26 protein-coding genes are annotated in these 24,454 nt (G+C 67.3%); 10 read left to right on the forward strand and 16 right to left on the reverse strand.

What is annotated here, in order from left to right:
- Positions 1-4: 4 nt before the first annotated feature.
- Positions 5-718, reverse strand: coding sequence for a phosphatase PAP2 family protein (locus tag ACFC0O_RS39375; RefSeq protein ID WP_375967225.1), 714 nt, complete (start codon positions 716-718; stop codon positions 5-7).
- Positions 719-807: 89 nt separating this feature from the next.
- Between ACFC0O_RS39375 and ACFC0O_RS39380 the strand changes: the two genes are divergently transcribed.
- Positions 808-1,488 (forward strand): response regulator transcription factor, encoded by a 681-nt coding sequence (locus ACFC0O_RS39380; RefSeq protein WP_375967227.1) that lies wholly within the window; start codon positions 808-810, stop codon positions 1,486-1,488.
- A 28-nt stretch (positions 1,489-1,516) separates the two neighbouring features.
- On the opposite strand, the gene ACFC0O_RS39385 is transcribed toward ACFC0O_RS39380, so the two are convergent.
- Together ACFC0O_RS39385 and ACFC0O_RS39390 are read right to left on the reverse strand one after the other, a co-directional pair.
- Positions 1,517-1,930 (reverse strand): hypothetical protein, encoded by a 414-nt coding sequence (locus ACFC0O_RS39385; RefSeq protein WP_364634401.1) that lies wholly within the window; start codon positions 1,928-1,930, stop codon positions 1,517-1,519.
- Positions 1,927-2,208, reverse strand: a complete 282-nt coding sequence (locus ACFC0O_RS39390; protein ID WP_364634398.1) for a hypothetical protein — start codon at positions 2,206-2,208, stop codon at positions 1,927-1,929. Before ACFC0O_RS39390 ends, ACFC0O_RS39385 begins: the two co-directional genes overlap by 4 nt.
- 220 nt (positions 2,209-2,428) lie before the next feature.
- Between ACFC0O_RS39390 and mtnA the strand changes: the two genes are divergently transcribed.
- The 3 genes from mtnA to mtnC are packed head-to-tail and all read left to right on the forward strand — an operon-like array spanning position 2,429 to position 5,323.
- Positions 2,429-4,048 carry an S-methyl-5-thioribose-1-phosphate isomerase gene (mtnA, locus tag ACFC0O_RS39395; protein ID WP_375967228.1) on the forward strand — a complete coding sequence of 540 codons (1,620 nt, stop codon included), beginning with the start codon at positions 2,429-2,431 and terminating at the stop codon, positions 4,046-4,048.
- A 19-nt stretch (positions 4,049-4,067) separates the two neighbouring features.
- Positions 4,068-4,643, forward strand: coding sequence for an acireductone dioxygenase (locus ACFC0O_RS39400; protein WP_375967230.1), 576 nt, complete (start codon positions 4,068-4,070; stop codon positions 4,641-4,643).
- Entirely contained in the window at positions 4,640-5,323 is a 684-nt protein-coding gene (gene mtnC, locus ACFC0O_RS39405) for an acireductone synthase (protein WP_375967232.1), read from the forward strand. Before ACFC0O_RS39400 ends, mtnC begins: the two co-directional genes overlap by 4 nt.
- A gap of 134 nt (positions 5,324-5,457) precedes the next feature.
- Here the strand turns inward: mtnC and ACFC0O_RS39410 are convergent, their stop codons facing one another.
- The 3 genes from ACFC0O_RS39410 to ACFC0O_RS39420 form a co-directional block, all read right to left on the reverse strand.
- Positions 5,458-7,068 (reverse strand): methyltransferase, encoded by a 1,611-nt coding sequence (locus ACFC0O_RS39410; RefSeq protein WP_375967234.1) that lies wholly within the window; start codon positions 7,066-7,068, stop codon positions 5,458-5,460.
- A gap of 80 nt (positions 7,069-7,148) precedes the next feature.
- On the reverse strand, positions 7,149-8,333 hold the full coding sequence (locus ACFC0O_RS39415) for a 4-hydroxybenzoate 3-monooxygenase (RefSeq protein ID WP_375967236.1): 1,185 nt from the start codon (positions 8,331-8,333) through the stop codon (positions 7,149-7,151).
- A gap of 145 nt (positions 8,334-8,478) precedes the next feature.
- Complete coding sequence (locus ACFC0O_RS39420) at positions 8,479-9,486, reverse strand: helix-turn-helix transcriptional regulator (protein WP_375967238.1); 1,008 nt, start codon at positions 9,484-9,486, stop codon at positions 8,479-8,481.
- Positions 9,487-9,549: 63 nt separating this feature from the next.
- On the opposite strand from ACFC0O_RS39420, the gene ACFC0O_RS39425 reads away from it, so the two are divergent.
- On the forward strand, positions 9,550-10,131 hold the full coding sequence (locus ACFC0O_RS39425) for a DinB family protein (RefSeq protein ID WP_375967240.1): 582 nt from the start codon (positions 9,550-9,552) through the stop codon (positions 10,129-10,131).
- Positions 10,128-10,520: a RidA family protein gene (locus ACFC0O_RS39430; protein ID WP_375967242.1), complete on the forward strand. Its 393-nt coding sequence runs from the start codon at positions 10,128-10,130 to the stop codon at positions 10,518-10,520. Before ACFC0O_RS39425 ends, ACFC0O_RS39430 begins: the two co-directional genes overlap by 4 nt.
- An 11-nt stretch (positions 10,521-10,531) precedes the next feature.
- Here ACFC0O_RS39430 and ACFC0O_RS39435 read toward each other — a convergent pair whose 3' ends face one another.
- Positions 10,532-10,936 carry a nuclear transport factor 2 family protein gene (locus ACFC0O_RS39435; protein WP_375967243.1) on the reverse strand — a complete coding sequence of 135 codons (405 nt, stop codon included), beginning with the start codon at positions 10,934-10,936 and terminating at the stop codon, positions 10,532-10,534.
- Between the two features lie 94 nt (positions 10,937-11,030).
- Here ACFC0O_RS39435 and ACFC0O_RS39440 point away from each other — a divergent pair, with 94 nt between their 5' ends.
- Together ACFC0O_RS39440 and ACFC0O_RS39445 are read left to right on the forward strand one after the other, a co-directional pair.
- Positions 11,031-11,588, forward strand: coding sequence for a TetR/AcrR family transcriptional regulator (locus ACFC0O_RS39440; RefSeq protein ID WP_375967245.1), 558 nt, complete (start codon positions 11,031-11,033; stop codon positions 11,586-11,588).
- A gap of 23 nt (positions 11,589-11,611) precedes the next feature.
- On the forward strand, positions 11,612-12,367 hold the full coding sequence (locus ACFC0O_RS39445) for a phosphotransferase (protein ID WP_375967246.1): 756 nt from the start codon (positions 11,612-11,614) through the stop codon (positions 12,365-12,367).
- Between the two features lie 69 nt (positions 12,368-12,436).
- On the opposite strand, the gene ACFC0O_RS39450 is transcribed toward ACFC0O_RS39445, so the two are convergent.
- The 7 genes from ACFC0O_RS39450 to ACFC0O_RS39480 form a co-directional block, all read right to left on the reverse strand.
- Positions 12,437-13,030 carry an ATP/GTP-binding protein gene (locus ACFC0O_RS39450; protein ID WP_364634361.1) on the reverse strand — a complete coding sequence of 198 codons (594 nt, stop codon included), beginning with the start codon at positions 13,028-13,030 and terminating at the stop codon, positions 12,437-12,439.
- On the reverse strand, positions 13,011-13,385 hold the full coding sequence (locus ACFC0O_RS39455) for a DUF742 domain-containing protein (RefSeq protein WP_364634358.1): 375 nt from the start codon (positions 13,383-13,385) through the stop codon (positions 13,011-13,013). Before ACFC0O_RS39455 ends, ACFC0O_RS39450 begins: the two co-directional genes overlap by 20 nt.
- Positions 13,385-13,810: a roadblock/LC7 domain-containing protein gene (locus ACFC0O_RS39460; protein WP_067563521.1), complete on the reverse strand. Its 426-nt coding sequence runs from the start codon at positions 13,808-13,810 to the stop codon at positions 13,385-13,387. The genes ACFC0O_RS39455 and ACFC0O_RS39460 overlap by 1 nt, the downstream gene beginning before the upstream one ends.
- Positions 13,788-16,370, reverse strand: coding sequence for a nitrate- and nitrite sensing domain-containing protein (locus ACFC0O_RS39465; protein ID WP_375967248.1), 2,583 nt, complete (start codon positions 16,368-16,370; stop codon positions 13,788-13,790). The genes ACFC0O_RS39460 and ACFC0O_RS39465 overlap by 23 nt, the downstream gene beginning before the upstream one ends.
- Before the next feature lie 101 nt (positions 16,371-16,471).
- A complete protein-coding gene (locus ACFC0O_RS39470) occupies positions 16,472-17,044 on the reverse strand; it encodes an ATP/GTP-binding protein (RefSeq protein WP_375967249.1) in 573 nt (190 codons plus the stop codon).
- 8 nt (positions 17,045-17,052) lie between these two features.
- Positions 17,053-17,460, reverse strand: coding sequence for a roadblock/LC7 domain-containing protein (locus ACFC0O_RS39475; protein WP_364634349.1), 408 nt, complete (start codon positions 17,458-17,460; stop codon positions 17,053-17,055).
- The gene (locus ACFC0O_RS39480; protein ID WP_375967251.1) at positions 17,438-19,876 is read right to left on the reverse strand and encodes a nitrate- and nitrite sensing domain-containing protein; all 2,439 of its coding nucleotides are present in this window, start codon (positions 19,874-19,876) and stop codon (positions 17,438-17,440) included. The genes ACFC0O_RS39475 and ACFC0O_RS39480 overlap by 23 nt, the downstream gene beginning before the upstream one ends.
- Before the next feature lie 427 nt (positions 19,877-20,303).
- On the opposite strand from ACFC0O_RS39480, the gene ACFC0O_RS39485 reads away from it, so the two are divergent.
- Together ACFC0O_RS39485 and ACFC0O_RS39490 are read left to right on the forward strand one after the other, a co-directional pair.
- Positions 20,304-21,806: an alkaline phosphatase gene (locus tag ACFC0O_RS39485; RefSeq protein WP_375967253.1), complete on the forward strand. Its 1,503-nt coding sequence runs from the start codon at positions 20,304-20,306 to the stop codon at positions 21,804-21,806.
- A complete protein-coding gene (locus tag ACFC0O_RS39490; protein WP_375967254.1) occupies positions 21,803-22,315 on the forward strand; it encodes a hypothetical protein in 513 nt (170 codons plus the stop codon). The genes ACFC0O_RS39485 and ACFC0O_RS39490 overlap by 4 nt, the downstream gene beginning before the upstream one ends.
- 115 nt (positions 22,316-22,430) lie before the next feature.
- Here the strand turns inward: ACFC0O_RS39490 and ACFC0O_RS39495 are convergent, their stop codons facing one another.
- Both ACFC0O_RS39495 and ACFC0O_RS39500 read right to left on the reverse strand, forming a co-directional pair.
- Positions 22,431-23,330 (reverse strand): alpha/beta fold hydrolase, encoded by a 900-nt coding sequence (locus ACFC0O_RS39495; protein ID WP_375967256.1) that lies wholly within the window; start codon positions 23,328-23,330, stop codon positions 22,431-22,433.
- Positions 23,331-23,454: 124 nt separating this feature from the next.
- Entirely contained in the window at positions 23,455-24,423 is a 969-nt protein-coding gene (locus ACFC0O_RS39500) for a sigma-70 family RNA polymerase sigma factor (protein ID WP_375967257.1), read from the reverse strand.
- Positions 24,424-24,454: the final 31 nt, after the last annotated feature.

Consider the following 24,454-nt stretch of genomic DNA (forward strand, 5'->3'; position numbering starts at 1 on the left):
CGGTTCAGTTCCGCGCGGCGCGCGCCAGCACGGCCCGGCAGCGCTCGGCGAGCACGGGCTCGAAGGTGAAGCACAGGCTCAACCACAGGATGCCGAACACCCATCCGGCGAAGACATCGGTCGGCCAGTGCACCCCGAGATAGATGCGGGATACCCCGACGCCCACGACGAACAGCGCCGCGACGGTCAGCAACAGCGCCCGCCACACACCGTGCAGCACCCGCGCTGCCAGCAGTGCCACCACGCCGACCACGACGATCGACCCCAGGGCGTGCCCCGACGGATAGGAGTGATTGGTCTCGACCACCAGCCGATCGGCCAGCGGCGGGCGCGGGCGCGCGATCAGCAGTTTGCCGAAGTAGACCAGCGCACCCGCGCCGAGCCCGGTGACCGCGACGAAAATCGCTGTCTCCCATTGCCTTCCCCAGAGCAATACCGCGTACGCGACCGCCGCGAGCAAGGTCATGGCCGCGGTGCCGCCGAGCATGCTGATGCCCTTGGCGAGCGAAGTCGCGGTATCACCGCGATGCTCGACAAACCATCGCATCCAGCTCGCATCCGGTCCGAGCGGGTCCGGATGCGCCAGCACCGCGATGGTCAATGTCAGGACCGCCAACCCCAAGGCGATCAGTACGCCGAGCGCGGCCGGACGCGGCGGTTTCGGCCGCGTGAATACCGCCGATGACTCCATTTGCTTAGAGGTAGCTGCGGAGGACATCCTTCGACCATGTCACGAACCCGCTGAGAGGATGTTGAGAACACACGCCGATTGCGGGAGGTCCGCATCACCTGGTGCATGCTTGGGCGGTGCGAGTGCTGGTGGTGGAAGACGAGGAGCGCCTGGCGCGGACCATTGCGCGCGGTCTCGAGCTGGAGGGTTTCGTGGTGCAGCTCGCTCACACCGGGACCGACGGGCTGTGGTTGGCGACCGAGGACGATTTCGATGTGATCGTGCTCGACATCATGTTGCCGGGATTGAGCGGGTACGAGGTGCTGCGCCGATTGCGGCAGCGCGATGTGGCCACGCCGGTGCTGATGCTCACGGCCAAGGACGGCGATTACGAACAGGCCGATGCGCTCGATCTGGGCGCGGACGACTATCTGACGAAGCCGTTCTCCTTCGTGGTGCTGATCGCTCGCCTGCGCGCCCTGCTGCGCAGGCGAGCCCCGCAGCAGCCGTCGATCTTGGCGGCGGGTGCGCTGACGCTCGATCCCGCGCGGCGGCTGGTGCGCTACGGCGAGACCGAATTGACGCTCACGCCAAGGGAATTCGCGCTGCTGGAGTTCCTGATGCGGCACCGGGGAATCGCGCTCACCAAGGCCGAGATCCTGCGCAATGTCTGGGATGCGCACTACACCGGACCGGAGAATGTGGTCGAGGTGTACGTCGGCTATCTGCGCAAGAAGATCGATGCGCCGTTCGGGCAGAACACCATTGAAACGCTACGGGGCGTCGGCTATCGACTGATCGATCCCGGGACCAGTTAGCGGTAGCGCAACGATCCAGATCCGAGTGTCAGGGCAGGGTGTCGGTCTGAATGCGCGGGTCGAGTTTGCGGAGGGTGTCGGGGCGGTCGGTGAGACAGGGCCAATCCCGGCTCACCGCTTCGATGGTCGCGTGCCCGGCCGGGATGAGCGCATCGGCGTCGAAACGATCGGCCAGGGCCGCGCCGAGCTGATCACTCGCCGGGCGGTCCAGCGGCTGGATGACCGTATTCGGCAGATCCAGCAGGACGGTCAGAATGTCATGCCGTCCCGGCGGGATGAGCGCACGCGCCGCGGCCAGCGCGGTGGCCGGGATGACGATGGTGTGCCCGGCGTCCGCGGTGGCCCACACCACCGATTGCACATAGGCGACCCGATGCGCCCACGCGGTCAGCGCGGCGGTATCGAAGACGACGCCGCCGAGGGTGGCGCCGGGGGAGGTCATGCCGCGCCGGCGTGGTCGCCGTTGACATCCTCCTCGGGTAATGGAGGCAGGCCCTGCACGGCTCGGGCGCGATTGATCAGATCCAGGGGTGGGCGGCCGCCGAAGACCTGCTCGATACGAGCCAGGGATTCGGCGCGGTCGACGCGGTTCTTCACGGACTCCGCCACGAATGCCGAAATCGATTCGATACGACCCCGGCTGCGCCAATCGTCCAGGGTCGCGGCGATCTCCTCCGGCACCGTCACGGTGATCTTTCGGGTGCGACGTTCTCTCGCCATACCGCAATGGTAGCGCGGTATGCCCGAAGAACACGAGAAGGTAACGGTGTGATCCCACCTGGCAGGACTCGCCGATCCTTGCTCCCGATGGGTGTGCCGATCGCGATGATTCGGATTCCGGTGATCTGAAACCTGCCGGTCACGCGGCGATCCGTGTTCGATACGGTGGGCGTGTGCCGGTCGCGGGTCGCGCCGGAGTCAGCGAGAGGACAGACGATAGATGGCGACGAGTTCGATCGAGTGGGTCGACGGTGCCCTGGTCACCATCGATCAGCGCGCACTACCGCAGGAGCTGCGGGAATTGCGGATCACCACGGTCGACGATCTCATCGACGCCATTAAATCGCTGGCGATTCGCGGCGCTCCGGCCATCGGCGTGTCGGGGGCGTTCGGTGTGGTGATCGCGGCGCAGGCCGCCACGGTCGACGGTGTGGTGAATACCGAACTGGTTGAAGCGGAATCGGCGCGCATCGCCGATGCCCGGCCGACCGCCGTCAATCTCGCGTGGGGTGTGAAGCGGGCGCTGGCGCAGCTGCCGAACGGTGCGCAGGCCGTACTCGATGAGGCGCTGGAAATGCTGGCCGAGGACGGCCGGGTGAATCTGGCCGCCGCCACGCACGCCGCCGATCTGGTGCAGCGACTGTGCGCGGATCGGCCGTTGCGGATTCTCACGCACTGCAATACCGGACGGCTCGCGACCACCGCGGTGGGCACCGCCATCGGCGCTTTGAACGTGCTGCATCAGCGCGGTGCGCTCGCGGAAGTGATTGTGGACGAGACGCGTCCGCTGTTGCAGGGTGCGCGGTTGACCGCGTGGGAGATGGCCGAGGCCGGGATTCCGCATCGGCTCACCATCGATTCCGCCGCCGCCTGGGCGATGGCGACCGAGGGTGTGGACGCGGTCATGGTCGGCGCGGATCGCATCACCGCGGATGGATCGGTGGCGAACAAGATCGGTACCTACATGCTGGCCATCGCGGCCGAGCGGCATGGGATTCCGTTCATCGTGGTCGCGCCGGAATCGACCCGGGATGTGGCGACCGCGCGCGGCAGCGACATCGTGGTGGAACAGCGGGCTTCGGGTGAGGTCACCGGATTCGGTGGTGTGACAACGGCTCCCGAGGGGACGCCGACGTTCAATCCCGCGTTCGATGTGACGCCGCCGGAGTTGGTGACCGCCGTTGTCACCGAAAATGGCGTGCTCGGCAATCCGGCACTCGATGCCGGGCGGGAGATCGCGGCCATCGCGCGCGGGCTCTACGCCAATGGCTGGATGCCCGGCACCGCGGGCAATATCTCGGTGCGCCAGGGCGATACGGCCGTGGTGACCGCGAGCGGGCTGTCCAAGGGTGAGCTGGCCGAGAACGACACCGTGACGGTGGCGGTCGCGGATTCCGCGCCGCTGTCGGCGACCGGGCGAAAGCCGTCCGCCGAGACCACGATTCACACCGCCGTCTACCGGACCACCGAGTCGACCGCGGTCGTGCATGTGCATCCGCCGCACGCCACCGCACTGTCGATCATTGCAGCCGGTGCCGATGTGCAGCCCGTGCGTTTCACCGGATACGAGCTCATCAAGGGATTGGGCGGTACCCGTCCCGATCTCATCGACATTCCGGTTTTCCCGAATCACGCCGATGTCCCGCAGATCGGCGCGGATATCGAGAAGTATTTGAACGAACATCCCGACGCTCCGCCGGTGTTGTTCATTGCCGGGCATGGCATTACGGCATGGGGTGCGACGCTGGCGCAGGCCCGCGACCGCGCCGAATGCCTCGAGGCCATGTGCGAGCTGGTCACCTTGACCGGTCTCCGCGAGCTGCCGGTGCGCGAGAATTAGTTCCGAGGAAGGAATACCGATGACTCTGCTGCAGATCATGTCCGATCAGGACTCCGCCGATGTCAAGCTGCGCACCACCGATGACGCGGTGATCGCCGCCGAACTCGGTAAGCGCGGCATCACCTTCGAGCGCTGGTCGCTGTTCGACGGTTTCGACGCCGCGACCTCGACCGAGGACCTGCTGGCCGAATACCAGTCGCGCATCGAGGAATTGAATGCGGACGGCCGCTTCAAGTTCATCGATGTGGCGCGGATTCACCCCGATGCGAATGATCCGGAATGGCCCGCCAAGGCCGTCGCCGCGCGCACCAAGTTCCTGGACGAGCATCGGCACGCCGAGGACGAAGTGCGTTTCTTCGCCGCCGGACAGGGCTGCTTCTATCTGCATCTCGGTGATGAGGTGCTCGCGACCGTCTGCACCGCGGGCGATCTCGTCTCGGTTCCGGCGGGCACCCTGCACTGGTTCGATATGGGCACCGAGCCGGAATTCGTGGCCGTGCGGTTCTTCGAGGAGGAAGACGGCTGGATCGGCGATTTCACCGGCGATAAGATCTCCGGCGGCTTCCCGACCCTCGACGAATTGCTCCCGGCATGATCAATGTCATCGTCCTCGATATCGAGGGAACCACCAGCCCGACGAGTTCGGTCCGCGAGGAGCTGTACGGGTACACCCGTGACCGGCTCCCGGACTGGCTCGCGGAAAACACCGGGGGAGCGGCGGATTCGATCATCGCCGAAACCCGCGCGCTGGCCGAACAGCCGGACGCGTCGGTCGCCGAGGTGGCGGCGATCCTGATCAACTGGCTGAACACGGACGTGAAAGCCGAACCGCTCAAGGCAGCCCAGGGCATCATCTGCGCCGAGGGTTTCCGCAACGGTTCCCTCTATGGCGAATTCTTCCCCGACGTCCCCCCGATGCTCCGCGCCTGGCGCGAATCCGGCCTCGAGCTCTACATCTACTCCTCGGGTTCGGTCCGCAATCAAAAGGATTGGTTCGCCTACGCCCGCCCCGGCGACCTCTCCCCATTGATCACCGGTCATTTCGACCTGACCACCGCGGGCCCGAAGCGCGAAGCCTCGTCCTACGAAAAGATCGCAGGCGCAATCGGAGTCCCCGCCGAAAGCATCCTGTTTCTCTCCGACCATCCGGACGAACTCGATGCCGCGGTAGCGGCGGGCTGGCAAGCCATCGGCGTATCGCGCCCCGGCGAACCCAACCCGCCCCGCCCCCCACACCGCTGGATCAACGACTTCGCCGACGTCGAACCCAACTGATCCCGACCCGGTACCAATGCCGATCATTCCGGGCAATAACGCCACGTGACAGGAACATTCGGCCTGAAGCGGAATGCGCCGGATACCAGGGACGTCGTTGACGTCCCATTGGCACCGGCGCATTGTCAGGTGTTCTAGGCCCGCTTACGCACCTTCAGAAGCGCGAAACCCAAGGGGAGGTCGTGGCATTCGGTCACTTCGAGGTTGACCGATATAGCCAGATCTCGGTAATGGGTGGGGGTGCGTTCGCGGCCGCCTACGTTGCAGAGCATGTGGATGTCCCAGGCGGGGACGAGGGAGGGGGAATTGTCTTCGGGGAGGAGTCTTTCGATGATGTAGAGGTGTGAGGTGGGGGTCATGGCGGTGGCGCAGTTGTGCAGGATGGTGCGGCAGTCGGTGTCGTTCCAGTCGTGCAGGACTCTGGAGAGCAGGTAGATATCGGCGGCGGGGGGTAGCGGGGTGGTGAAGAAGTCGCCGGGGACCAGGTGACAGCGGTCGAAGCAGTTTTCGCGGAGCAGGGTGGTGCGGGCGCGGTCCAGGGTGGTGGCGCGTTCGAAGAGGGTGCCGCGCAGGCGGGGGTTCGCGGACAGGACTCGGGCCAGGAGTTCGCCGTTGCCGCCGCCCACGTCGATGACCGTGTCGGCGGTGGAGGTGTCGATCAGGTGGCCCACGTGACCGAAGATCGCGGCGCTGGCGGCCATGGCGCTGTCGAAGAGTTCGGCGCGGTCCGGATCGGCGGTGAAGTAGTCGAAATGGTGCTGGCCGAAATGTTCGTCGAATGCGGTGTGGCCGGTGCGAATGGCGTAGTCGAGGGCGCCGAAGGATTCGTAGAACGCGCCACCGTACAGGCGCGCAAGGGAATTCAGTGAGTGCTCGTGGCCGTGGGCTAGCAGTGCGCCGGTATCGGTGAGGGCGTAGCCCGCGCCCGCGGGTTCCACCACCTCGAGGTCGAGCAGATAGCGCATGAGCCGGGTCAGCGCACCGCAGTCGGTGCCGGTGCGGGTGGCCAGTTCGGCGAGTGGGACGCCGGGGGCGGCGGCGATATGGTCCGCGATGCCGTGTTCGGCGGCGACCGCGAGGGCCTGGGTGGCCCACGCACCGGTCAGCTGTCGGAGCAAACGCTGTGCCGGGCCCTCGGATTCGAGGGTGTGAGTGCTCAGCACCTGCGGTTGATGCCCGGCGACATGCAGTTCCAGTCGCCGGTACGGCTGGGTGCGCGCACCGGTGCACGCGAAGTAGAGGATGGTGGTGTCCTCGTGCGGGTTGTAGCCGCCGCCGTCGGCACGCATCCGGCCCCGGCCGGTGAACAGTGCGCGCAGACCGGTCAGGGTGATTTCGTCGATGGCCCCGGTGGCCATGGCCAGATGGGATTCGGCCCCGGTGACGCGTTCGGCGGCCGCCACCTCCTCCGGCGCGTTCTCGAGTGCGAAAAGCTCTATCTCACAGGGAGTTCCATCGAGAGCCGGTAACGCGGCCCGGTAGATGTGCACCGGCAGCCGCTCGTCCGACAGGCCGTGCCGGATGGCCAGGCGGCGGCGCACCACCGTGCTGGGGCCCGCCGAGACCACGGCGAGGTCATGCTCGGCGAACAGCGCGTCGATCGCCCGCGGTTCCTCCGGGAAGATCAGGACCGCGGTGTGCGCGAACCGGCAGTGCGCGGCGATGGCGGCGTGTTCGGCGACCGTCAGATCGGGCAGCATCGCGGCCAGCACCTGGCCGGTGTCATGCGTTCTGACGAACTCCACTGCCTCCGTGATTCTTTCGCGGTCGGTTGTTTCGATACGAAGGGGTACAGCCAGCGAACGGGTCACGCGTCCTCCTGTATTCAGATGCCGACGTAGTTCTCCGCGAAGAAGTCCTGATGGGTGCGCGAGGTGGCGAGGCTGTGCAGGCGGGCCTGCTGGAGATCGCGCTCGAAGGCCGGGTTCGGGCCGACAGGAGGGTGCAGCAGATTGATCATCCAGTGCGAGAACTCGTGCGCGCGCCGGATACGCGGCACACATTCGGCCGAATAGCGTTGCAGCGCAGCGGTATCACCGCCGCGCAGCGCCGCTATGAAGGCTCGCGCCAGCGTGCGCGCGCCGAGAATGGCCAGGTTCGCGCCCTTGGCGGCCGACGGGCTGATCGAGGATGCCGCGTCACCGGCCAGGAACAACCGGCCCTGCTGAATCGGATCCAGGATCTCCGAGCGCAGCCGCACCAGACCGCGCTCGAAAATGGGCCCTGCCCGCAGCGGTCCGTATCGGCCCGCGTCCAATCGCGTTGCGAGCGAATCCCAGATCCGCTGCTCACTCCAGTGCAGCGGATCATCGTGCGGATCGCACTGGAGGTAGTAGCGGGTCACCTCCGGCCCGCGCGGCATCTGCCCGGCGAAGCCGTCCCGGTGCACGCCGTAGACGACGGTGTCCGTGGTCGGCGGGGCCTGGGCCAGCAGTGCCAGCCAGGTGATGTCGTATTCGCAGGTCGAGCTGGGCGCGTTGAAGGTCTTGCGGGCCAGCCCCCGCGCACCGTCGCACCCGGCGACATAGCTTGCGCCGAGCCGGTTTTCGACGCCTTCCAGCGTGCGCGCGAGCACCCACGGCAGATCGCCGCGCAGGTCGCCGAGCTGCTGCGCGGTGGTCTCACAGCGCAGCTCGCCGCCGCGGCGCAGGTATTCGGCGACCAGATCGGTCACCAGATCCTGCTGCGGATACACGGTATGCACTTCGCGCCGACCCAGAGCGCCGTACGAAAGTTCGAACCGCCCTGCGGTAGTGCGGAATTCGCAGGAATCGTGGGTGCGCCCGCGCGTGCGCAGCCCATCGTCGAGCCCGTACTCGCGCAGCACCGCGACGCTTTCGGGCGCGAGGAATCCGGCCCTCGCCCGCTGTTCGATATGCGCACGGCTGCCGCGCTCGAGGATCACCGAATCGATCCCCGCGCCCTGCAGAATATTGCCGAGTACCAACCCGGCCGGTCCGGCCCCGAGGATCAAGACCTCGGCGATGCGATCATTTCTGCCCACATGCACGGGATCGGAGATTAGAGCACTTGACGCCTCGCAACCCCACTGCGACCGCGTGTCGTGACGAAGCCGATTTCAAATGTCCTCACCCGCAACATATTTGCGGGTCAACCGATCTCGCAGACTGAAAATCCCGTAGTCAACATTGATTTCAGTTACTTTCGGGCAAATCGGACGTGGAGGGCGACCCGCTGCCGCGCCCGGCCGATCGGAGAGTGGCCGCGAGAGACTCGCAACGGGCGGTGAGTTCCGGCGGGTACAGGACCTCGAAATCGTGGCCCAGCATCGCCACATGCATGAGGACGGCATCGAGATTGGCTGCGCCACTGCGCAATTCACAGGTGTCCCGATCCCGTGGATGTACCGAGGCCGCCGAGGGCGGCACCTGTGCGCGAACGGTGTCAGCGGGGGCATGGACCAGGAAGCCCGCTTGTTCGGGGTAGGCGCGGGTGGTCACGGCTTCCTGGACGTACGGAGCCGGATCGGGCGCGGGGCGCGGCCGGAAGCGCCAGGTTCGGGACGCGACCGCGGTCATGCGGTCCACCCGGAAGGTGCGCCAGTCCGCGCGATCGAGGTCGTAGGCGAGCAGATACCAGCGGCGATCGGAGGCGACGAGGCGGTACGGCTCGACCCGGCGGGGCCCGGTCGCGGAGGACGAGGGGTACTCGAACGCGGCTTCGAGGTGATCCCGGCAGGCTCGTGCGAGCGTCATCAGGACGTCGGGGTCGATCGGGGTGCGGCCGCCGTCGAAGGAATCGATTGCGCCGGTGAGGGTTTGGACCTGTTGCCGGAGCCGGACGGGAAGCACCCGATCCAGTTTGGTGAGCGCGCGCAGTGCGGCGTCGCCCGCACCCGTGAGCGCACCGCCCGCGCCGAGCAGTAGCGAGACGGCGGTGACTATCGCCTCCTCGTCATCGAGCAGCAGCGGTGGCAAATCTTGACCGCGCCCCAGCTGGTAGCCGCCGCCGACGCCCTGGCTGGCGTGCACGGGGTAGCCGAGCGCGCGCAGCCGGTCGACATCGCGGCGGACCGTGCGCGGCGTGACACCGAGACGCCCGGCCAGTTCGGGACCGGTCCAGACCTGCCGCTGCTGCAGCAGTCCCAGGAGTGTGAGGACGCGCTCGGTGGTGCCGCGCTCGCCCTCGGATCCCTCGTTCATACCGCCCATCGTGTCTAAGATAGCGGACCGGATCTGTCCGCTATCGGTGCGAGGGTGGCTGTCATGGATACGAACGAATTCGACTGGAATCAGACATTGCGCGAGCAATGGGAGTGGCATTGGGAGAATCAGATTCGTGCCCGGCTGACCGGGCTCACCGATCACGAATACTTCTGGTCACCGGTGCCCGAGGCGTGGAGTGTGCGGGAGCGGGGGAGTTCCACCGCACCCGTGCAGGCCGGGGCGGGCGACTTCACCATCGACTACGCCATCCCCACCCCGACGCCCGCACCCTTCACCACCATCGCGTGGCGGCTCGGGCATGTGATCGTCGGCGTGCTGGCCGCGCGTAATGCCGTGCATTTCGGTGCGCCCGCGGCCTCCTACGACGATTGGGAGTACGCCGGAAGTGCGGCGGATGCCTTGAAGCAGTTGGAGACCCAGGTCGACGTCTGGCTGGCAGGGGTGAAGGGGCTCAGCGAGGCCGAACTGCGCACCCCGGTCGGCTCGAAGGAGCCCTTCCCCGAACTGCCGATGGCAGCACTGGTGCTGCACATCAATCGTGAACTGATCCACCATCTTTCGGAGGTCTCGCTGCTGCGCGATCTCTACCTGCACACCGATGCCGCGGCGGGCGTCCGATGACCGCGGCGGCGATCCATCTCGATCCCGAAGAGCTGCACTACAACCCGGCGTTCACCCAGGGCGTGATCGCACCCGCGGGCCGGACGCTGTACGTCGGCGGCCAGCTCGGCACCGATGGCGACGGCGTCATGCTGGAGGGCATCGAGGCGCAGACCCGACAGGCGATGCGCAATGTACTGGCCGTATTGGCCGCTGCCGGAACCGATCCCGAGCATGTGGTGAAACTCAATATCTACATCGTCAACGGCGTCGACGCCCAAGCGGGCTTCGCCGCGTCACGGGCGGTATGGGGTGATCATCGCACCGCCATCACGGTCATCACGACCGCCGCGCACGGCCGCCCGGGCGCGCTGGTGGAGATAGACGCGGTGGCCACCATTCCCGAATAGCCTGCGGTGGTTCAGCTTTCGGTGCGGCGGGCAATGGCCTTGCGATAGCTGATCCGCCAGCCCTGCGGTTCCCGCCGCAGCGTGTCCTCGTAGATGGCGGTTCCGGCCCCTCCATCGGGTGCGACGCCCAGCCCCTTGGAGCGGGCCGACACCGTATCGCCGTCCTGACCGGTCACGACGGTATTGGTGACGTGATGGCCCAGCGCCTGATTCTTGTCGTCGTGCACGCCGCGCACCAGTTCCAGCATGGCGTCCAGCCCGCGCAGGGTGCCGTAGCCGTAGTCGGTGATGTCGAAAACGATGTCGGAGGCGAAAACCTCGCCGAGACGGTCCCATTCGCCATCGTCGATCAGATGGCCGTGCAGGGCGATGACCTCGTAGATCGCTACGCGGTCGGCGGTGGTGATGTTCAACATGAGACTTCCTCGAACTAAGTGGAGGGGGTACCCCAGTTACAGTTCGGTACGATACGGGGGACCCACCCCACTTAGCAAGAAGGTGCCGCGACCCATGGCCGAGCAACCCATCCGGCTGCGCGCCGACGCGCAACGCAATCGCGACCGCCTGCTGGCGGCCGCCGGTGAGGTCATCGGCGAGGCCGGAGCCGAGGCATCGCTCGAGGAGATCGCCCGCCGCGCCGGCGTCGGATCCGCCACCCTGCACCGCCATTTCCCCAGCCGCGCAGCCCTGCTGGGCGAGGTGCTGCACACCCGCGTGCAAGCACTTTGCGACCGCTCGGCCGACCTGCTCACCGCACCCGACGCCGGTGACGCCCTGGTGCTCTGGATACGCGATGTCGTCGCCCACGCCGCCACCGCCCGCGGCCTCGGCCCCGCCCTGACCGGCTACCACTCCGCCCCGGAGTTCGAGCCGCACACCATGATTCGACAGGCGGTCCGCCCGCTGCTCGAGCGCGCGCATCGCGAGGGCGTCGTCGATCCGACGGTCACCGTCGAGGATCTACTGCATCTGGCCAACGGCATCGCACTCGCCACCGAATCCCTTCCCGACCCGGCCCGCCGCGCGGACGCCCTGATCGCCCTGGTCGCACGCGGCCTCCTGCGCTGACCCGGCCCTGGCACAGTGGTGGAATGGAATTCGACGGCGGATGGGACAGTCGAGCGGTCCTGGTCGACGGCTGGGTGGAACGACGGCCACGCAGGCCCGAGGTGGGTGCGCAGTTGCGCCGCGAGGCGCGCCTGATGCCTTGGCTGGCACCGCGATTACCGCTTCCCGTCCCCGTACCCGGCGTCGTGAGCGAGGAGCCGCTGATACTGCGCCATCGATTCGTTCCGGGCGCGGAACTGACCGAACCGACGGCGAATCACGGCCGGGCGCTGGGGGAGTTCCTGCGCGCACTGCACGACGTCCCCGCGAATGACGCGCTACGGCACGGCCTCCCGCCCGAAGCGCACACCAGAACCGGGCGGGCGGCCGATATCGACCGTTTCCGAACCGAGGTCGTGCCGCTACTGCCTGCCGCACAGCGAGATTCAGCGTTGTCACTGCTGGATGCGGCGGTGGTTCTGCCCGCCGACACCGTCGTACACGGCGACCTCGGTCCCGAACACGTGCTGGCCGAGAATGGAACCCTCAGCGGCATTATCGATTTCAGCGACGCCCACCTGGGCGATCCCGCCATCGATCTGGCCTGGGCACTGTTCGGCACGCCTCCGGAATTCGGCGATGCTGTCACGCGAACCTACGGCGTGACAGTGCAATTGCGCGCCCGCGCGCAGATCTGGCATCGACTCGGCCCCTGGCACGAAGTCATCCACGGTCTGGACATCGACGGTGCCGCCGTCGTCGAGGACGGTCTGGCCGGAGTGCTCACCCGGCTGTCCTGACCGCGAGACGAAAGCAGCGCCCGTCCCTGAACTGGCAAGGGCGGGCGCTGCTTTCGTGGCGAGGGTGGTTCAGGTGGCCACGGGCGCGGCCGCGGCGCGGGTGATGAGGTACTCCACCAGCGTCATCAGCACGTTCTTGGCGGAGGCGCGGTCGCGGGCGTCGCAGAGCAGGACGGGGATCTGCTCGTCGAGGTCCAGGGCGTCGCGGACTTCCACCGGGGTGTAGAGGGGTGCGTTCTCGAAGCAGTTCACCGCTACCGTGAACGCCACACCGCGGCGTTCGAAGAAATCGATTGCGGCGAAGGAGCTTTCGAGGCGGCGGGTGTCGGCCAGCACCACCGCCCCGAGTGCGCCACGGGCCAATTCGTCCCAGAGGAACCAGAATCGGTCCTGGCCGGGGGTGCCGAACAGGTACAGCACCAGGTTTCGGTCGATGGTGATGCGGCCGAAGTCCAGTGCCACCGTGGTGGTGGTCTTGCCCTCCACGCCGCGCAGGTCGTCGACCCCGGCGGAGAGTTCGGTGATGAGTTCTTCGGTTCTCAGCGGCGTGATTTCGCTGAGCGCCCCCACCATAGTCGTCTTGCCCACGCCGAAACCGCCCGCGATGAGGATCTTCACCGACGCGGCCATGGGCTGGGATTGGTCAAAGTTTTCGGATGCCATCGAGTACAGCTCGCAAAATGTTGAGGTCACCGGGCGCCGCGTCGGGGGAGACGGGCGCACGGAACTTGAGGATGCCGTCGGAGATGAGGTCGCCGACGAGGATCTTGGTCACTGCAAGAGGCAGCCGCAGGGCCGCCGATACTTCGGCGACGGACAGCGGAAGCCTGCACAAGCGCACGATGTCGCCGTATTCCGGTTCCACCCGGCGCAGCGGTGGGGCCGCGTTCGGCACCACCACTACCGTGAGCATGTCCAAATCATGCCCAGCGCCCATGGTTCGACCGCCGGTCCTGGCGTATGGGCGCACCAATGGACCTGCTGCATCGTCGAACCAGTGATCCCCCGGCCGCGCCATCATGACAGCCTGGGGTTAACCTGTCCGGCCAGATGATGGCGCGGCGTGGTGGACAGATAGGTGCCGACGCGCTGCACGGTCAGGTTCATCTCATAGGCGACCATGCCGAGATTGGCCTGCTCATTGGCCTGCAGCGCGAGGCAGGCGTGGCTGCCCGCCGCGGTCACGAACAGTACGGCGCGATCCAGTTCGATGACCGCCTGGCGTACGCCGCCGCCGTCGAACCGGCTGCCCGCGCTGCGTGCGAGTCCGTAGAGGGTGGAGGACATGGCGCCGAAGTGCTCGGCGTCCTCCCTGCTCATCGCGGAGGAGCGCCCGAGCAGCAGACCGTCGGTGGAATGCACCACCGCGTGCCGGACGCCCGCGAGCCGATCCACCAGATCATCGAGTAGCCAGTTGAGATCACCAGCGTTTGAGGTGGTCACCGTCGCCTTCCTGTCGGTCCTGGAAATGCTTGGACACAGGCTCGGCCGCGCCGGGATCGGCCCGGCGGCCCTGCCTGGTTCCGTTTTCGATGGCGGAGAAAAGGTCTCGGGCCTGCTCGGCCGTGCGGGTGGGCTGATCGGGCGCTTCGGTAGCCGCCGTCTCCTGCGCCAATTCCGGTGCGAGACTTGCCTGCCGGCGCCTTCGCGGGAGCTCGGGCCGGACGTCCGAGCCAGTGTACTGGGATCGGTCGAAATCGCGAGAGCGGAAATCGTTTTCCGGTTGCGGCTCGGGTGCGGGCCGGGAAAACGACTGCGGGCGATTCGAGTTCGGCTGGGTCGGCGGTTCGAACGGCCGCGGGGTGTCGAAGGACATTTGACGCTCCGGTGCGCGAGGTTCAGGGCGGGCCGGAAGGGCTTGGTTGGAGAAGGACGGCAGCCCGGCGGGGGGTTCGAGCTGCCGGGGCGCCTCGAACGCCGGTGGGGCATCGAGTGGTTTGGGCGTCTTGGACGCCTCGAACTGCTGCTGTGCCTCGAGCTGTTTGGCGGTCTCGGCGGCCAGTGCGGCGTGGAACTGCCCGGTGTCGAATGCCGCTGGCACGGCCGGGATTTCGCCGGTCCGGCGGCCCCCGTCGACGGTGAGCGAGGACGGGACCAGCACGATGGCGCGCACGCCGCCGTAATCGGATTCGGCGAGCCGCACCGAGATGCCGTTGCGGACCGCCAGCTGCGCCACCACGAACATGCCGAGGCGGGAATCCTCCGAGAGCGTGTTGACGCCGAAATCCGGTGGGTTGCGCAGCATATCGTTGATGCGGGCTAGTTCGGCCTCCTGCATGCCCATGCCCTGATCGACGATCTCGATGGCGATGCCCTTGCCGACCACATTGCCGCGGACCTCGACCTGCGACTGCGGCGGCGAGAAATGCGCGGCGTTGTCGACGAGTTCGGCGAGCAGGTGCACGAGGTCGGCGACGGCGCTGCCGGCGACCGCGACCTCGGGCAGTCGAGTGATCTTGACGCGGGTGTAGTCCAGCGCCTCGCCCACACCGCTTCGCACAACCTCGATGAGCTGCACCGGGTTTCGCCACTGCCGTCCGGGCTGACCGCCCGCGAGGATGATCAGGTTCTCGGCATTGCGACGTTCACGGGTGGCGAGGTGGTCCAGGCGGAAGAAGATCTCCAGCAGTGCCGGATCCTCCTGCTTGGCCTCGGCCTCGTCGAGCACCTCGAGCTGCCGGTGCACCACCACCTGGCTGCGGTGCGCGATATTGAGGAAGACCGCCTTCACACCCTCGCGGGTGCGGGCCTCGGTGACCGCGGCGGCGACGGCGGCGCTGTGCGCGTGACCGAAAGCCTTTGCCACCTGGCCGATCTCATCGGTGCCGAAGTCCATTTCCGGTGTCTCGGTGGAGACTTCGACGGACTTGCCCTCGCGCAGCTGCGACATGATCTCGGGTAGTCGCTCATCGGCGAGCAGGAAGGTCTGATTGCGAAGTCGCGTGAGCCGACCGATGATTCGGTTCGCGAGCAGCAGCGCCACCAGGAACGCGGACAGCGATACCAGCAGCATGGCGCCACCGGCGATGGCCGAGTTGCGGGCGTTCTTATCGGCGGCGTCACCGGCCAGGCCGAGCGCGTACCGGCTCTGCGCGTCCCACATGTCCAGCAGCGACTTGTTGACGGCGGTGACCGTATCGCGCCATTCCTGCGGGGTGAAGGTGAGCGGCGCGACCGGTTGCGTGGCACCGGCTTTGACGGGAGCCGCGGTCATGGGATCGATGGCGCGTGCCAGCAGCACGTTCTCCATCATGATCAGCTTCTGCCAGTTCGGGTCGTTGACCACCGCCTGGAAGGCGGGCTTGCCCTTACTGCCGTCCGCGCCCGCGAGGACGCCGATATTGACGCGGTACGCACCGAGCACCCGCGAGAATTCGATGGCCAGATCCGGCGCGAGCGTTCCGTCCCGGAGCAGCACCTCGGCCAATGAGTCTGCCCGCGAGAGCATTTCGGACGCGGAGACGATCTCCAGGGTCGCCGCGGTCTCGATGGCGACTTCCGGATTGGGCGCGGTGGTCTCCACGGCGCGGGTGCCGACGGAGATGAGGTCGAGCAGATGTCCGTAGAAGTTGTAGGCATCGGTCAACGGCAGTGCGTTGCCATCGATCTGGGTGCGCACGGCCGCGAGCGAGCGGGTCAGGGTGAGGAACCCGCCGACATCGCCGGTGACCTCCTGCGGGCCGAGCGCCTCCATATCCTTGGTGGTGCCCGACATGCCGCGCAGTGCGTTGTCGAGGCGAGTCCTGGCCTGGGTCAGGGCCTTCGGATTGGGTTCGTCACCGGCCAGCTGGGCCATGGTGAGCTGGCGTTCCAGCTGCACCGAGCTGACCAGCTCCTTGGAAAGAGGAGTGGCGGCCGTCAGTGCGTCCGCCCACTCTCGCGCGTTCTTGCCTTCCACCACCAAGTATCCCGCGCCACCCACACCGATCACGAGCAGCGCGAGGCTCGGAACCAATGCGATGGCGAGAACACGGGTCCGGACCCCGAGTCTCGCTCTGAACATCTGCGCAACGTAACGGGATGAACGTCACATTCGTCAAGCTGATCTCATTGAGCGGGAACAGGATTGACACAGGTTCTCATGCATGCACCGGTATGAAACCCTCACGCCAGGGCGCGCGTGATCAGATATTCGGCGAGGGTGGTCAGCACCTCTTTGCAGGAGCTGCGATCACGCGCGTCGCAGAGCAGGATCGGCACGTGTTCGTCCAGGTCCAAGGCATCGCGAATCTCCTCGGGCGAATACACCGGCGCACCCTCGAAACAGTTGACGCCGATGGTGAATCCGATGCCGCGGCGTTCGAAGAAGTCGATCGCGGCGAACGAATTCTCCAGTCTGCGGGTGTCGGCCAGGATCACCGCGCCGAGCGCCCCGCGCGCCAATTCGTCCCACAGGAACCAGAATCGGTCCTGGCCGGGGGTGCCGAACAGGTACAGCACCAGTCCGGCGTCGATGGTGATGCGGCCGAAATCCAGCCCCACCGTGGTGGTGGTCTTGCCCTCCACACCGGTGAGATCGTCTATGCCCGCGGAGCGTTCGGTGATGATCTCCTCGGTGCGCAGCGGGGTGATCTCGCTGATCGAACCGACCATGGTGGTCTTGCCGACCCCGAAACCGCCCGCGATCAGGATCTTCACCGATTGCGCCAGCGGGGTGTCCACCTCGAACCCGGTCATGCGGGGGCTCAGCCGAATTCGCCGGAGCGACGGGCCGCGGTCGACAGGAACGAACCCACGCGCTGGACGGTCAGGTTCATCTCATAGGCCACCATGCCCAGATTCGCGTCCGCGCCCGCCTGTAGCGCCAGGCAGGCGTTCGCGCCCGCGGCGGTCACGAATAAGACCGCGCGATCGAGTTCGATCACCGCCTGGCGCACGCCGCCGCCGTCGAAACGGTGTCCGGCACTGCGGGAGAGCCCGTACAGCGTGGAGGACATGGCGGAGAAGTGTTCGGCGTCCTCGCGCAGCATGCGGGTGGAGCGGCCGAGCAGCAGACCGTCGGTCGAATGAACCACGGCGTGACGCACACCGGCGAGTTTGTCGACGAGATCGTCGAGCAGCCAGTCGAGGTCACCGGCGGGAGAAGTACTCACCGTCGCCTTCCTGTCGAGTGTTGTCGGATGGGGGGAGGGTGCCCGGATCGGAGCGACGGCCCTGCCGGGTGCCGTTCTCGATGGCGGACATGAGGTCTCGGGCCTGCTCCGGACTGCGTTCGGGCAGGGCGGGCGGCGCGCCCGCGCCGGGGCCGACGGCGTCCGGCGCCGGGGCGGGCGGCTCCGGCGCGGGGTCGTGCGCCAATTCCGGTGCGAGGCTTTCCTGCCGGCGGCGTTTGGGCAGCGACGGGCGGGTGTCGTGCGGGCGGCGCGCGTGCCGCCCGATATCGCCCGGACGCGCCGCGTTCGTGCTTCGGGGTCCGTAGGTCGTGTCATGGTTGATGGCGCGCGGCCGGTCCGAGCGCGCCTGGTTGGCGTCGTGGCCGGTGTCCCGCGCCGGGGGCGCGTCGAGCACCGGGAGTTCGCCGGTGTCCGGGCGGAATTCGGCGCGGCGGGGGATCGGGAGCTGGCCGGAGCTGTAGTCCGGGGAGGGGGTCTCACCGGCGATGAGGGCGGCCGGGATCAGCACGATGGCACGCAGGCCGCCGTAATCGGATTCGGAAAGGCGGACCGAGATACCGTGCCGGGCAGCGAGTTGGGAGACCACGAACAGGCCCAGGCGCGAATCGCTGGAGAAGCTGGTGAGCCCGATATCGGCGGCGGTCGCGAGCAGGGTGTTGATGCGCTCGAGCTCTTCCTCGCCGACGCCGACGCCCTGATCGATGATCTCCAGCGCCACCCCGCGGCCCACGGTATTGCCGGTGATCTGCACGTGCGACTGCGGCGGCGAGAAGTGCGCGGCATTGTCGATGAGTTCGGCGAGCAGATGGATGAGATCGCCGACCGCGACGCCGACAATGAAACTCTGCGGCAGCTTGCCGGTGCGGACGCGCTTGTAGTCCACGGTTTCGCCGACCGCGCTGCGTACCAATTCCATCAGTGGCACGGGGTTCCGCCATTGGCGGCCGGGACGGCCACCGGCGAGGATGACCAGGTTCTCGGCATTGCGGCGTTCGCGGGTGGCGAGATGGTCGAGCAGGAAGAAGGTTTCCAGCAGGACCGGATCCTCCTGCTTGGATTCGGCCTCGTCCAGCAGCTCCAACTGCCGGTGCACCACGATCTGGCTGCGGTGCGCGATATTGAGGAAGACCGCCTTGACGCCCTCGCGGGTGCGCGATTCGGTGACCGCGGCGGAGATGGCGGCGGTGTGCGCATGACTGAAAGCGTCTGCCACCTGGCCGATTTCATCGCCGCCGAATTTCAGTGCGGGAGAGGCGGTATCGATGTCGACCTGTTCACCGTCCGCGAGCCGCCGCATGGTCTCGGGGAGTTGATCGTCCGCCAGTGCGATGGTCTCGTCGCGAAGTCGCCGCAGCCGCCGAATGATTCGATTGGCCAGTGCCAGCGCCACCAGGATCGCGCCGAGCGCGGTGACCACCATGGCCGCGCCGGTGAGCAGTGAGTTCCGGGTGGTGTCGGCGGCGGCGTCACCGGCGAGCCGCTGCGCCTCGATGTTCTGGGCCTGCCACAGATCAGCGAGCGCCTTGTTGACCTCGTTCGCCACGCTCTCCCACTCGGCGGTGGTCAGCGGCAGCGGGGCGGGTTTGAACGTCGCGCCCTCCGCGCGCGGCACCGCGCGCTGGGTCAGCGATACCTCCATCGCGCCCAGTCGCTGCCATGCCGCCCCGGAGACAAGGGCTTTCGCGGCGGCCGCCTGCCGCGGATCGCCGTCGCCGATGAGCCGATCGACGCGATTGTGATAGAAGCCGAGCAGGCGCAGATATTCATTGGCCAGGTCGGGAGTGAGTCCGCCGCCGCCGTCGATGAGCGCCGCGCCCAGCGCGTTCGCACGGCTCATGGCCTCGAGGCTCTGCAATACCTCACTGGCGGAGGCGAGTTCGATGGCGGTGGGCGCGTCCGGGGCGGTCTGCTGGGCGATGCGCACACCGGCGAGCACGAGCTGCGGCATGGAGCTGTAGAAGGCGTCCGCGTCGCCGAGTACGAGGGTGCCCGCGTCGAGTCCGGCGCGAATCAGGGTGAGCCGCTTGCCCAGATCGGTGAGCGCGGAGGTGGTATCGCCCATGGCGCGGGGCCCGATGCTGCTCAACCGCGATTGCGCGGGAGCGAGCTGGGTCAGCGCGATATCCAGGCGCTGGCGGGCGGCGGCCAGGGCGTGCAGATCGGTATCGGCTCCGGCGATGCGCCACAGCGTGATTCGGCGTTCGGATTCGAGCGCCTCGATGAGTTCGCGGGTGGGTGCGACACCGTCGCGCATTTCATCGGCCCAGTCCTGGGCGGTGTTGGAGCGGTCCACGAGGTATCCGGTCGCGCCGACGCCGATCACCACCAGCGCCAGACTGGGCACGAGTGCGATGGCCAGAATCCGGGTCCGCACCCCGAGCCGCCTGGTGAGCATTGCCCGAGGGTAGCCATCCGGTGGCCGGAACACCCACGCGAGTCCTTTTGAGCGGGACGGGATTTGACTCGAAGACCGGCCGTCCGGTATGCGATCGCGGACGCGCAGACGCCGGAACAATCGTTGAATCCGTTGCGCGAGAGTATTTCTCGCCCACGGTCCGGCCACTCCCGGATCACCACCTGCGCTATGCGATTGGAGCCTGGTGACCAGAGAATAGCCCCGCATTCCCGCGCGTGTAGCCGGTTCGCGGGACCCGGAAATAGTGCCCGTGTCATCCACCCCATGTCAGTTGTCATGACATACGTTCACCGAATCGACAGCTCCGCGTCGGATTCGGGCAACCGTCCAGGGATACGTTCGCCGCGCCCGGGGTACAGCGGGTCGCGCACGGAGACCCCGTGCCGCGAAGGTTGGAGGGAACGAAGTGCAGCACAAGAAACGCGCCTGGCTCGGCGCGGTCGCGGCCATCACCGCCGCGTTCGTGGGCTCGACCCTGGTCGCGGGTTGTGGCTCGGACAAAAAAGCCGACAACGAAGTGCACAACATCATCTACCTGCTCGGCGACGGTATGGGGCGCAGCCACATCACCGCCGCCCGGGAACGCTTCGTCGGCGCCAACGGACGGCTGAACATGGAGCAGCTGCCCTATGTCGGCGCGGTGGCCACCTACGCGGTGGAGCCGAACAGCGATAAGCCGGCGCTGGTGACGGACTCCGCATCCGCGGCGACCGCCTGGTCGTCGGGCGTCAAGACCTACAACGCGGCCATCGGCGTCGACGCCTACGGCAAATCCGTGCCCACGCTGATGGAGCAGGCCAAGACCGCCGGGTACGCCACCGGCAATGTGAGCACCGCCGAGATCACCGACGCCACCCCGGCGGGCATGTTCAGCCATGCGCTGCTGCGCGGCTGCCAGGGACCGACGTTCACCGAGGCCACCTGCCTGCCCAAGAAGTCCGATGGCAGCTACGAGGCCGCACCCGCCGATAAGACGCTGGTGACCCCGATCGCCGAGCAGATCGCGCGCAACGGCACCGCCGACGTCATCTTCGGCGGCGGCCTGGCCCGCTTCGAACCCGATGACCAGAAGGCCTTGACCGACAAGGGTTATCAGGTGCTGGGCAATATGGGCGATCCCGCGCTCAAGGCGCAGACCGCCGACAGCCAGAAGGTCGCCACGGCCGCGGACCTGACCGCGACCAAGAGCGATAAGGTCATCGGCCTGTTCAACCGCGGCAATCTGACGGTCACCGCGGCCCGCAACGCGCTGCCGGACTCCGCACCGCAGAAGCAGGAGCCGACCCTGGCCGCCATGGCGACCAAGGCCATCGACCTGCTGTCGAATCGCAAGGACAGCAAGGGTTTCCTGCTCCAGATCGAGGGCGCGCAGATCGACAAGCGCTCGCACGCCAATGACGCGGCCCAGACCCTGGACGAGATGAAGGCGTTCGACGACGCCGTCGCCGCGGCCATGGACTTCGCGAAGAAGGATAAGCACACCCTGGTCATCGTCACCGCCGACCACGAGTGCGCGGGCTTCAACATCATCGAGAAGAACACCTTCACCAATGCCGAGGCGATCGCTCCGCCCACCAATGTGGACGCGGGCAACACCGCCAACAACTCCCTGCCCTCGCGCGACGGCAAGGAGAACGTGAAGGATCCGGCGCGCTCCAGCGGCCTGATCAACGGTGCGGGCTCGAACGATCCGAAGAACTTCGCCCCGGCGACCTTCCGCACCCCGAATGACAAGCCCGAGGTCAAGGACGGCTCGCCCGAGGCCAGCCTGTGGCTGACCTACCTGTCCGGCAACCACACCGGCGCGGACGTGATGATCTACGCGTACGGTCCGGGCGGTGACGTCTTCGCCGCCAGCCAGGACAACACCGCGCTGTACACCAAGATGCACAAGGCCCTGCTGCCGTGAGCATGAATGGTGTTGCGGGGCGCAAGGGTTCGGCACGGGTCGTGCTGTTCGCGGGACTGCTGCTGACGGCCACGCTGGGGACCGCGTGCTCGAATTCGCAGACCGCGAGTGCGCCGACCACGGTGACGACGCCGTCCTACGCGGCGAAACCCGCTGTGGCGCCCGCTGCTTCGATCACCGCCGGACCGGGCGAGGTGCGTCTCGAACCCGGACCGTTCACCGATCGAATTCAGCTGACCGGCACCCGGCTGGACGGGACCACGGTGCACGGGCGGCTGGCCATCACCACCGATGTGAGCGATGTGCTCGCCCTCGAGGTGCAGGCGGCGTTCTATGACGCGGCCGGAAAGCTCGTCGGGACGGGGCATTTCGAACATGCCGATGAGGAGGCCATGGGTGGCGGTACGCATATCCCGCACGACGACGGCATCGACTTCACCATTCCGGCTCCGGCTGGGGCGGCGGTTTCCGCCGCGGTGCTGTCGATTCCGGTGCTGGTGAACGAATAGCGCCGGACCGCAACACCACTCGCGAGCCCGCGTGCGCATACCTGGCGCACGCGGGCTCGCTTGGTTGTTCAGCGGATTCGCGCGCAGCGGAACGGAATTCGGCGCGCATTCGGCATCAGCGCACCGCCGCCGACTCCGCCGCGCCGATCAAGTCCGCGATATTGTCGGCGAAGCTGGGCCAGAGCTCACGGGGCAGGCTGTGCGCCATACCCGCGAACGAGATGAACTTCGCACCGGGAATCGCCGCGGCCGTGGCCTTTCCGCCGCTGATATCGATGACGCCGTCCTCCTCGCCGTGCATGGTCAGGGCGGGGACCGTCAATTCGCGCAAGCGCTCGGTGCGGTCGCCGGAGCCGATCACCGCCAGCATGTGCCGCATCATGGCGTCGAAGGCGAAGCCGCGATCCCAGACGCGGCCGAGCGTATCGACGGCGGCGGCCTCGTCGAAGTCGAAGCCCGGGGAGCTCAGTGCGCGAACGGATTTCAACCGCCAGGCAATGAACTCGTCACGGGTGCTCGGCGGTCCGCCGGGCTCGCCGAACGCACCGGGTCGCGCCCGGCCGACCGAGGGATCTCCGGTGGTGGACATGATGGTGGTCAAAGTTCGTACCCGGCTCGGATATTCGATCGCGATGAGCTGCGCGATCATCCCGCCCATGGACGCGCCCACCAGGTGCACGCTGTCCAGGCCGAGGGTATCGAGCAGGCCGACCGTATCGGCGGCCATATCGGTGAGCGTGTAGCTCACCGACGACAGATCCCCGGCCAGAGCCGCCGCGATATCCGGTGCGGGCGCATCGGTCATGAAGGTCGATCGGCCGGTATCGCGGTGATCGAAGCGAATCACGTACAGCCCCCGCGCGACCAGCTCATCACGGAATCCGTCGGGCCAATTGATCAGTTGCCCGCCCGCGCCCATGATCAGCAGCACCGGCGGATGTCCCGGATCACCCGCCGTCTCGTAGGTCAGCTCGATTCCCGCGGGCCCCACTCCGATCGCCTTGTGCTCAGCCATCTCCCACCTCGTCCTTCGGTCCAGAAAAGCCACAGAGCAGCGAGTATGGACCACCGCCGGGGGCTTGCGGCAAGCCCGGGTCCGCGATATAAGTTTCAGTGGGGAGGAATTCCGGCGGGACGCGCTACGGCAGCACCGCGGGCAACCCGAAGCGCGGGAACAATCGCGGATCCAGGAATACGGTGATCCGCTCGATCGCCGAATCAGACACGGTGAGTACGTGAATAGCGTGCGCGCGATGCACACCGTCTGCGCCCCGCAGATAACACGCCACGGCCGGTTGGGTATTCGCCGCCGTGCGCACCAGCCGCCATCTGCCCGGATCCGCGCAGGTCTTGGCGGTGAAGAAATCCACCACGTGCGTGCGTCCCGCGAACCACACCAGGGCGGGCGGCATCTCCATCACCGCGTCGTCGCGGAGCAGTTCGGCCAGCGCACGCATATCGGCATTGCCGAAGGCGTGCATATAACGGTCGACGGTCGCCCGCTCGTCCGGGCTCAATGATTCCGACATCTGGTCGAGCATCGGGGCGACCTCCTCCAGGTGGGCGTGCGCGCGCTGCAGCGCGCTGTTGACGGCGGCGGGGGAGGTGTCCAGGAGTTCGGCGACCTCGGCCGCCGACCAGGCCAGCACATCGCGCAGAATCAGCACCGCGCGCTGGCGGGCGGGCAGAAATTGCAGCGCCGCGATGAACGCGAGCCGCACACCGCTGCGCGCCGCCACCACCGTGGCCGGATCATCGGCCGAATTGCCCAGCAGCCCATCGGGAATGGGCTCCAGCCACGGAACCTCCGGATGCCGGGGCGGGGAGGTGTCCAATACCGGGCTCGGACCCGCGAGACCGCTGGGGAGCGCCCGCCTGTCGCGCTGTTCCAGCGCGGTCAGGCAGGCATTGGTGGCGATCCGATACAGCCACGTGCGCAGGGACGCTCGCCGCTCGTCGAATCGGTCCGCGGCGCGCCAGGCCCGCAACATGGTCTCCTGCACCAGATCCTCGGCCTCGTGGATCGAACCGAGCATGCGGTAACAGTGCGCGAGCAGTTCCGGGCGGAATGGTGCGGTGCGGGTCGCGAATTCGGCGCTGACCGTCATGGAAGTCGAACCTACCGGCGATTCGGGGGCC

The sequence above is a fragment of the Nocardia sp. NPDC056100 genome (assembly GCF_042266325.1).
In the GTDB taxonomy this organism is placed as follows: Bacteria; Actinomycetota; Actinomycetes; order Mycobacteriales; family Mycobacteriaceae; genus Nocardia.

Bases quoted from the DNA above. Each gene is read 5' to 3' on its own strand.
- ACFC0O_RS39375 (WP_375967225.1), bottom strand. From the start codon at position 718: ATGTCCTCCGCAGCTACCTCTAAGCAAATGGAGTCATCGGCGGTATTC.
- ACFC0O_RS39385 (WP_364634401.1), bottom strand. From the start codon at position 1,930: ATGACCTCCCCCGGCGCCACCCTCGGCGGCGTCGTCTTCGATACCGCC.
- ACFC0O_RS39390 (WP_364634398.1), bottom strand. From the start codon at position 2,208: ATGGCGAGAGAACGTCGCACCCGAAAGATCACCGTGACGGTGCCGGAG.
- mtnA (WP_375967228.1), top strand. From the start codon at position 2,429: ATGGCGACGAGTTCGATCGAGTGGGTCGACGGTGCCCTGGTCACCATC.
- ACFC0O_RS39400 (WP_375967230.1), top strand. From the start codon at position 4,068: ATGACTCTGCTGCAGATCATGTCCGATCAGGACTCCGCCGATGTCAAG.
- mtnC (WP_375967232.1), top strand. From the start codon at position 4,640: ATGATCAATGTCATCGTCCTCGATATCGAGGGAACCACCAGCCCGACG.
- ACFC0O_RS39420 (WP_375967238.1), bottom strand. From the start codon at position 9,486: ATGAACGAGGGATCCGAGGGCGAGCGCGGCACCACCGAGCGCGTCCTC.
- ACFC0O_RS39425 (WP_375967240.1), top strand. From the start codon at position 9,550: ATGGATACGAACGAATTCGACTGGAATCAGACATTGCGCGAGCAATGG.
- ACFC0O_RS39430 (WP_375967242.1), top strand. From the start codon at position 10,128: ATGACCGCGGCGGCGATCCATCTCGATCCCGAAGAGCTGCACTACAAC.
- ACFC0O_RS39435 (WP_375967243.1), bottom strand. From the start codon at position 10,936: ATGTTGAACATCACCACCGCCGACCGCGTAGCGATCTACGAGGTCATC.
- ACFC0O_RS39440 (WP_375967245.1), top strand. From the start codon at position 11,031: ATGGCCGAGCAACCCATCCGGCTGCGCGCCGACGCGCAACGCAATCGC.
- ACFC0O_RS39445 (WP_375967246.1), top strand. From the start codon at position 11,612: ATGGAATTCGACGGCGGATGGGACAGTCGAGCGGTCCTGGTCGACGGC.
- ACFC0O_RS39450 (WP_364634361.1), bottom strand. From the start codon at position 13,030: ATGGCATCCGAAAACTTTGACCAATCCCAGCCCATGGCCGCGTCGGTG.
- ACFC0O_RS39455 (WP_364634358.1), bottom strand. From the start codon at position 13,385: ATGGCGCGGCCGGGGGATCACTGGTTCGACGATGCAGCAGGTCCATTG.
- ACFC0O_RS39465 (WP_375967248.1), bottom strand. From the start codon at position 16,370: ATGTTCAGAGCGAGACTCGGGGTCCGGACCCGTGTTCTCGCCATCGCA.
- ACFC0O_RS39470 (WP_375967249.1), bottom strand. From the start codon at position 17,044: ATGACCGGGTTCGAGGTGGACACCCCGCTGGCGCAATCGGTGAAGATC.
- ACFC0O_RS39480 (WP_375967251.1), bottom strand. From the start codon at position 19,876: ATGCTCACCAGGCGGCTCGGGGTGCGGACCCGGATTCTGGCCATCGCA.
- ACFC0O_RS39495 (WP_375967256.1), bottom strand. From the start codon at position 23,330: ATGGCTGAGCACAAGGCGATCGGAGTGGGGCCCGCGGGAATCGAGCTG.
- ACFC0O_RS39500 (WP_375967257.1), bottom strand. From the start codon at position 24,423: ATGACGGTCAGCGCCGAATTCGCGACCCGCACCGCACCATTCCGCCCG.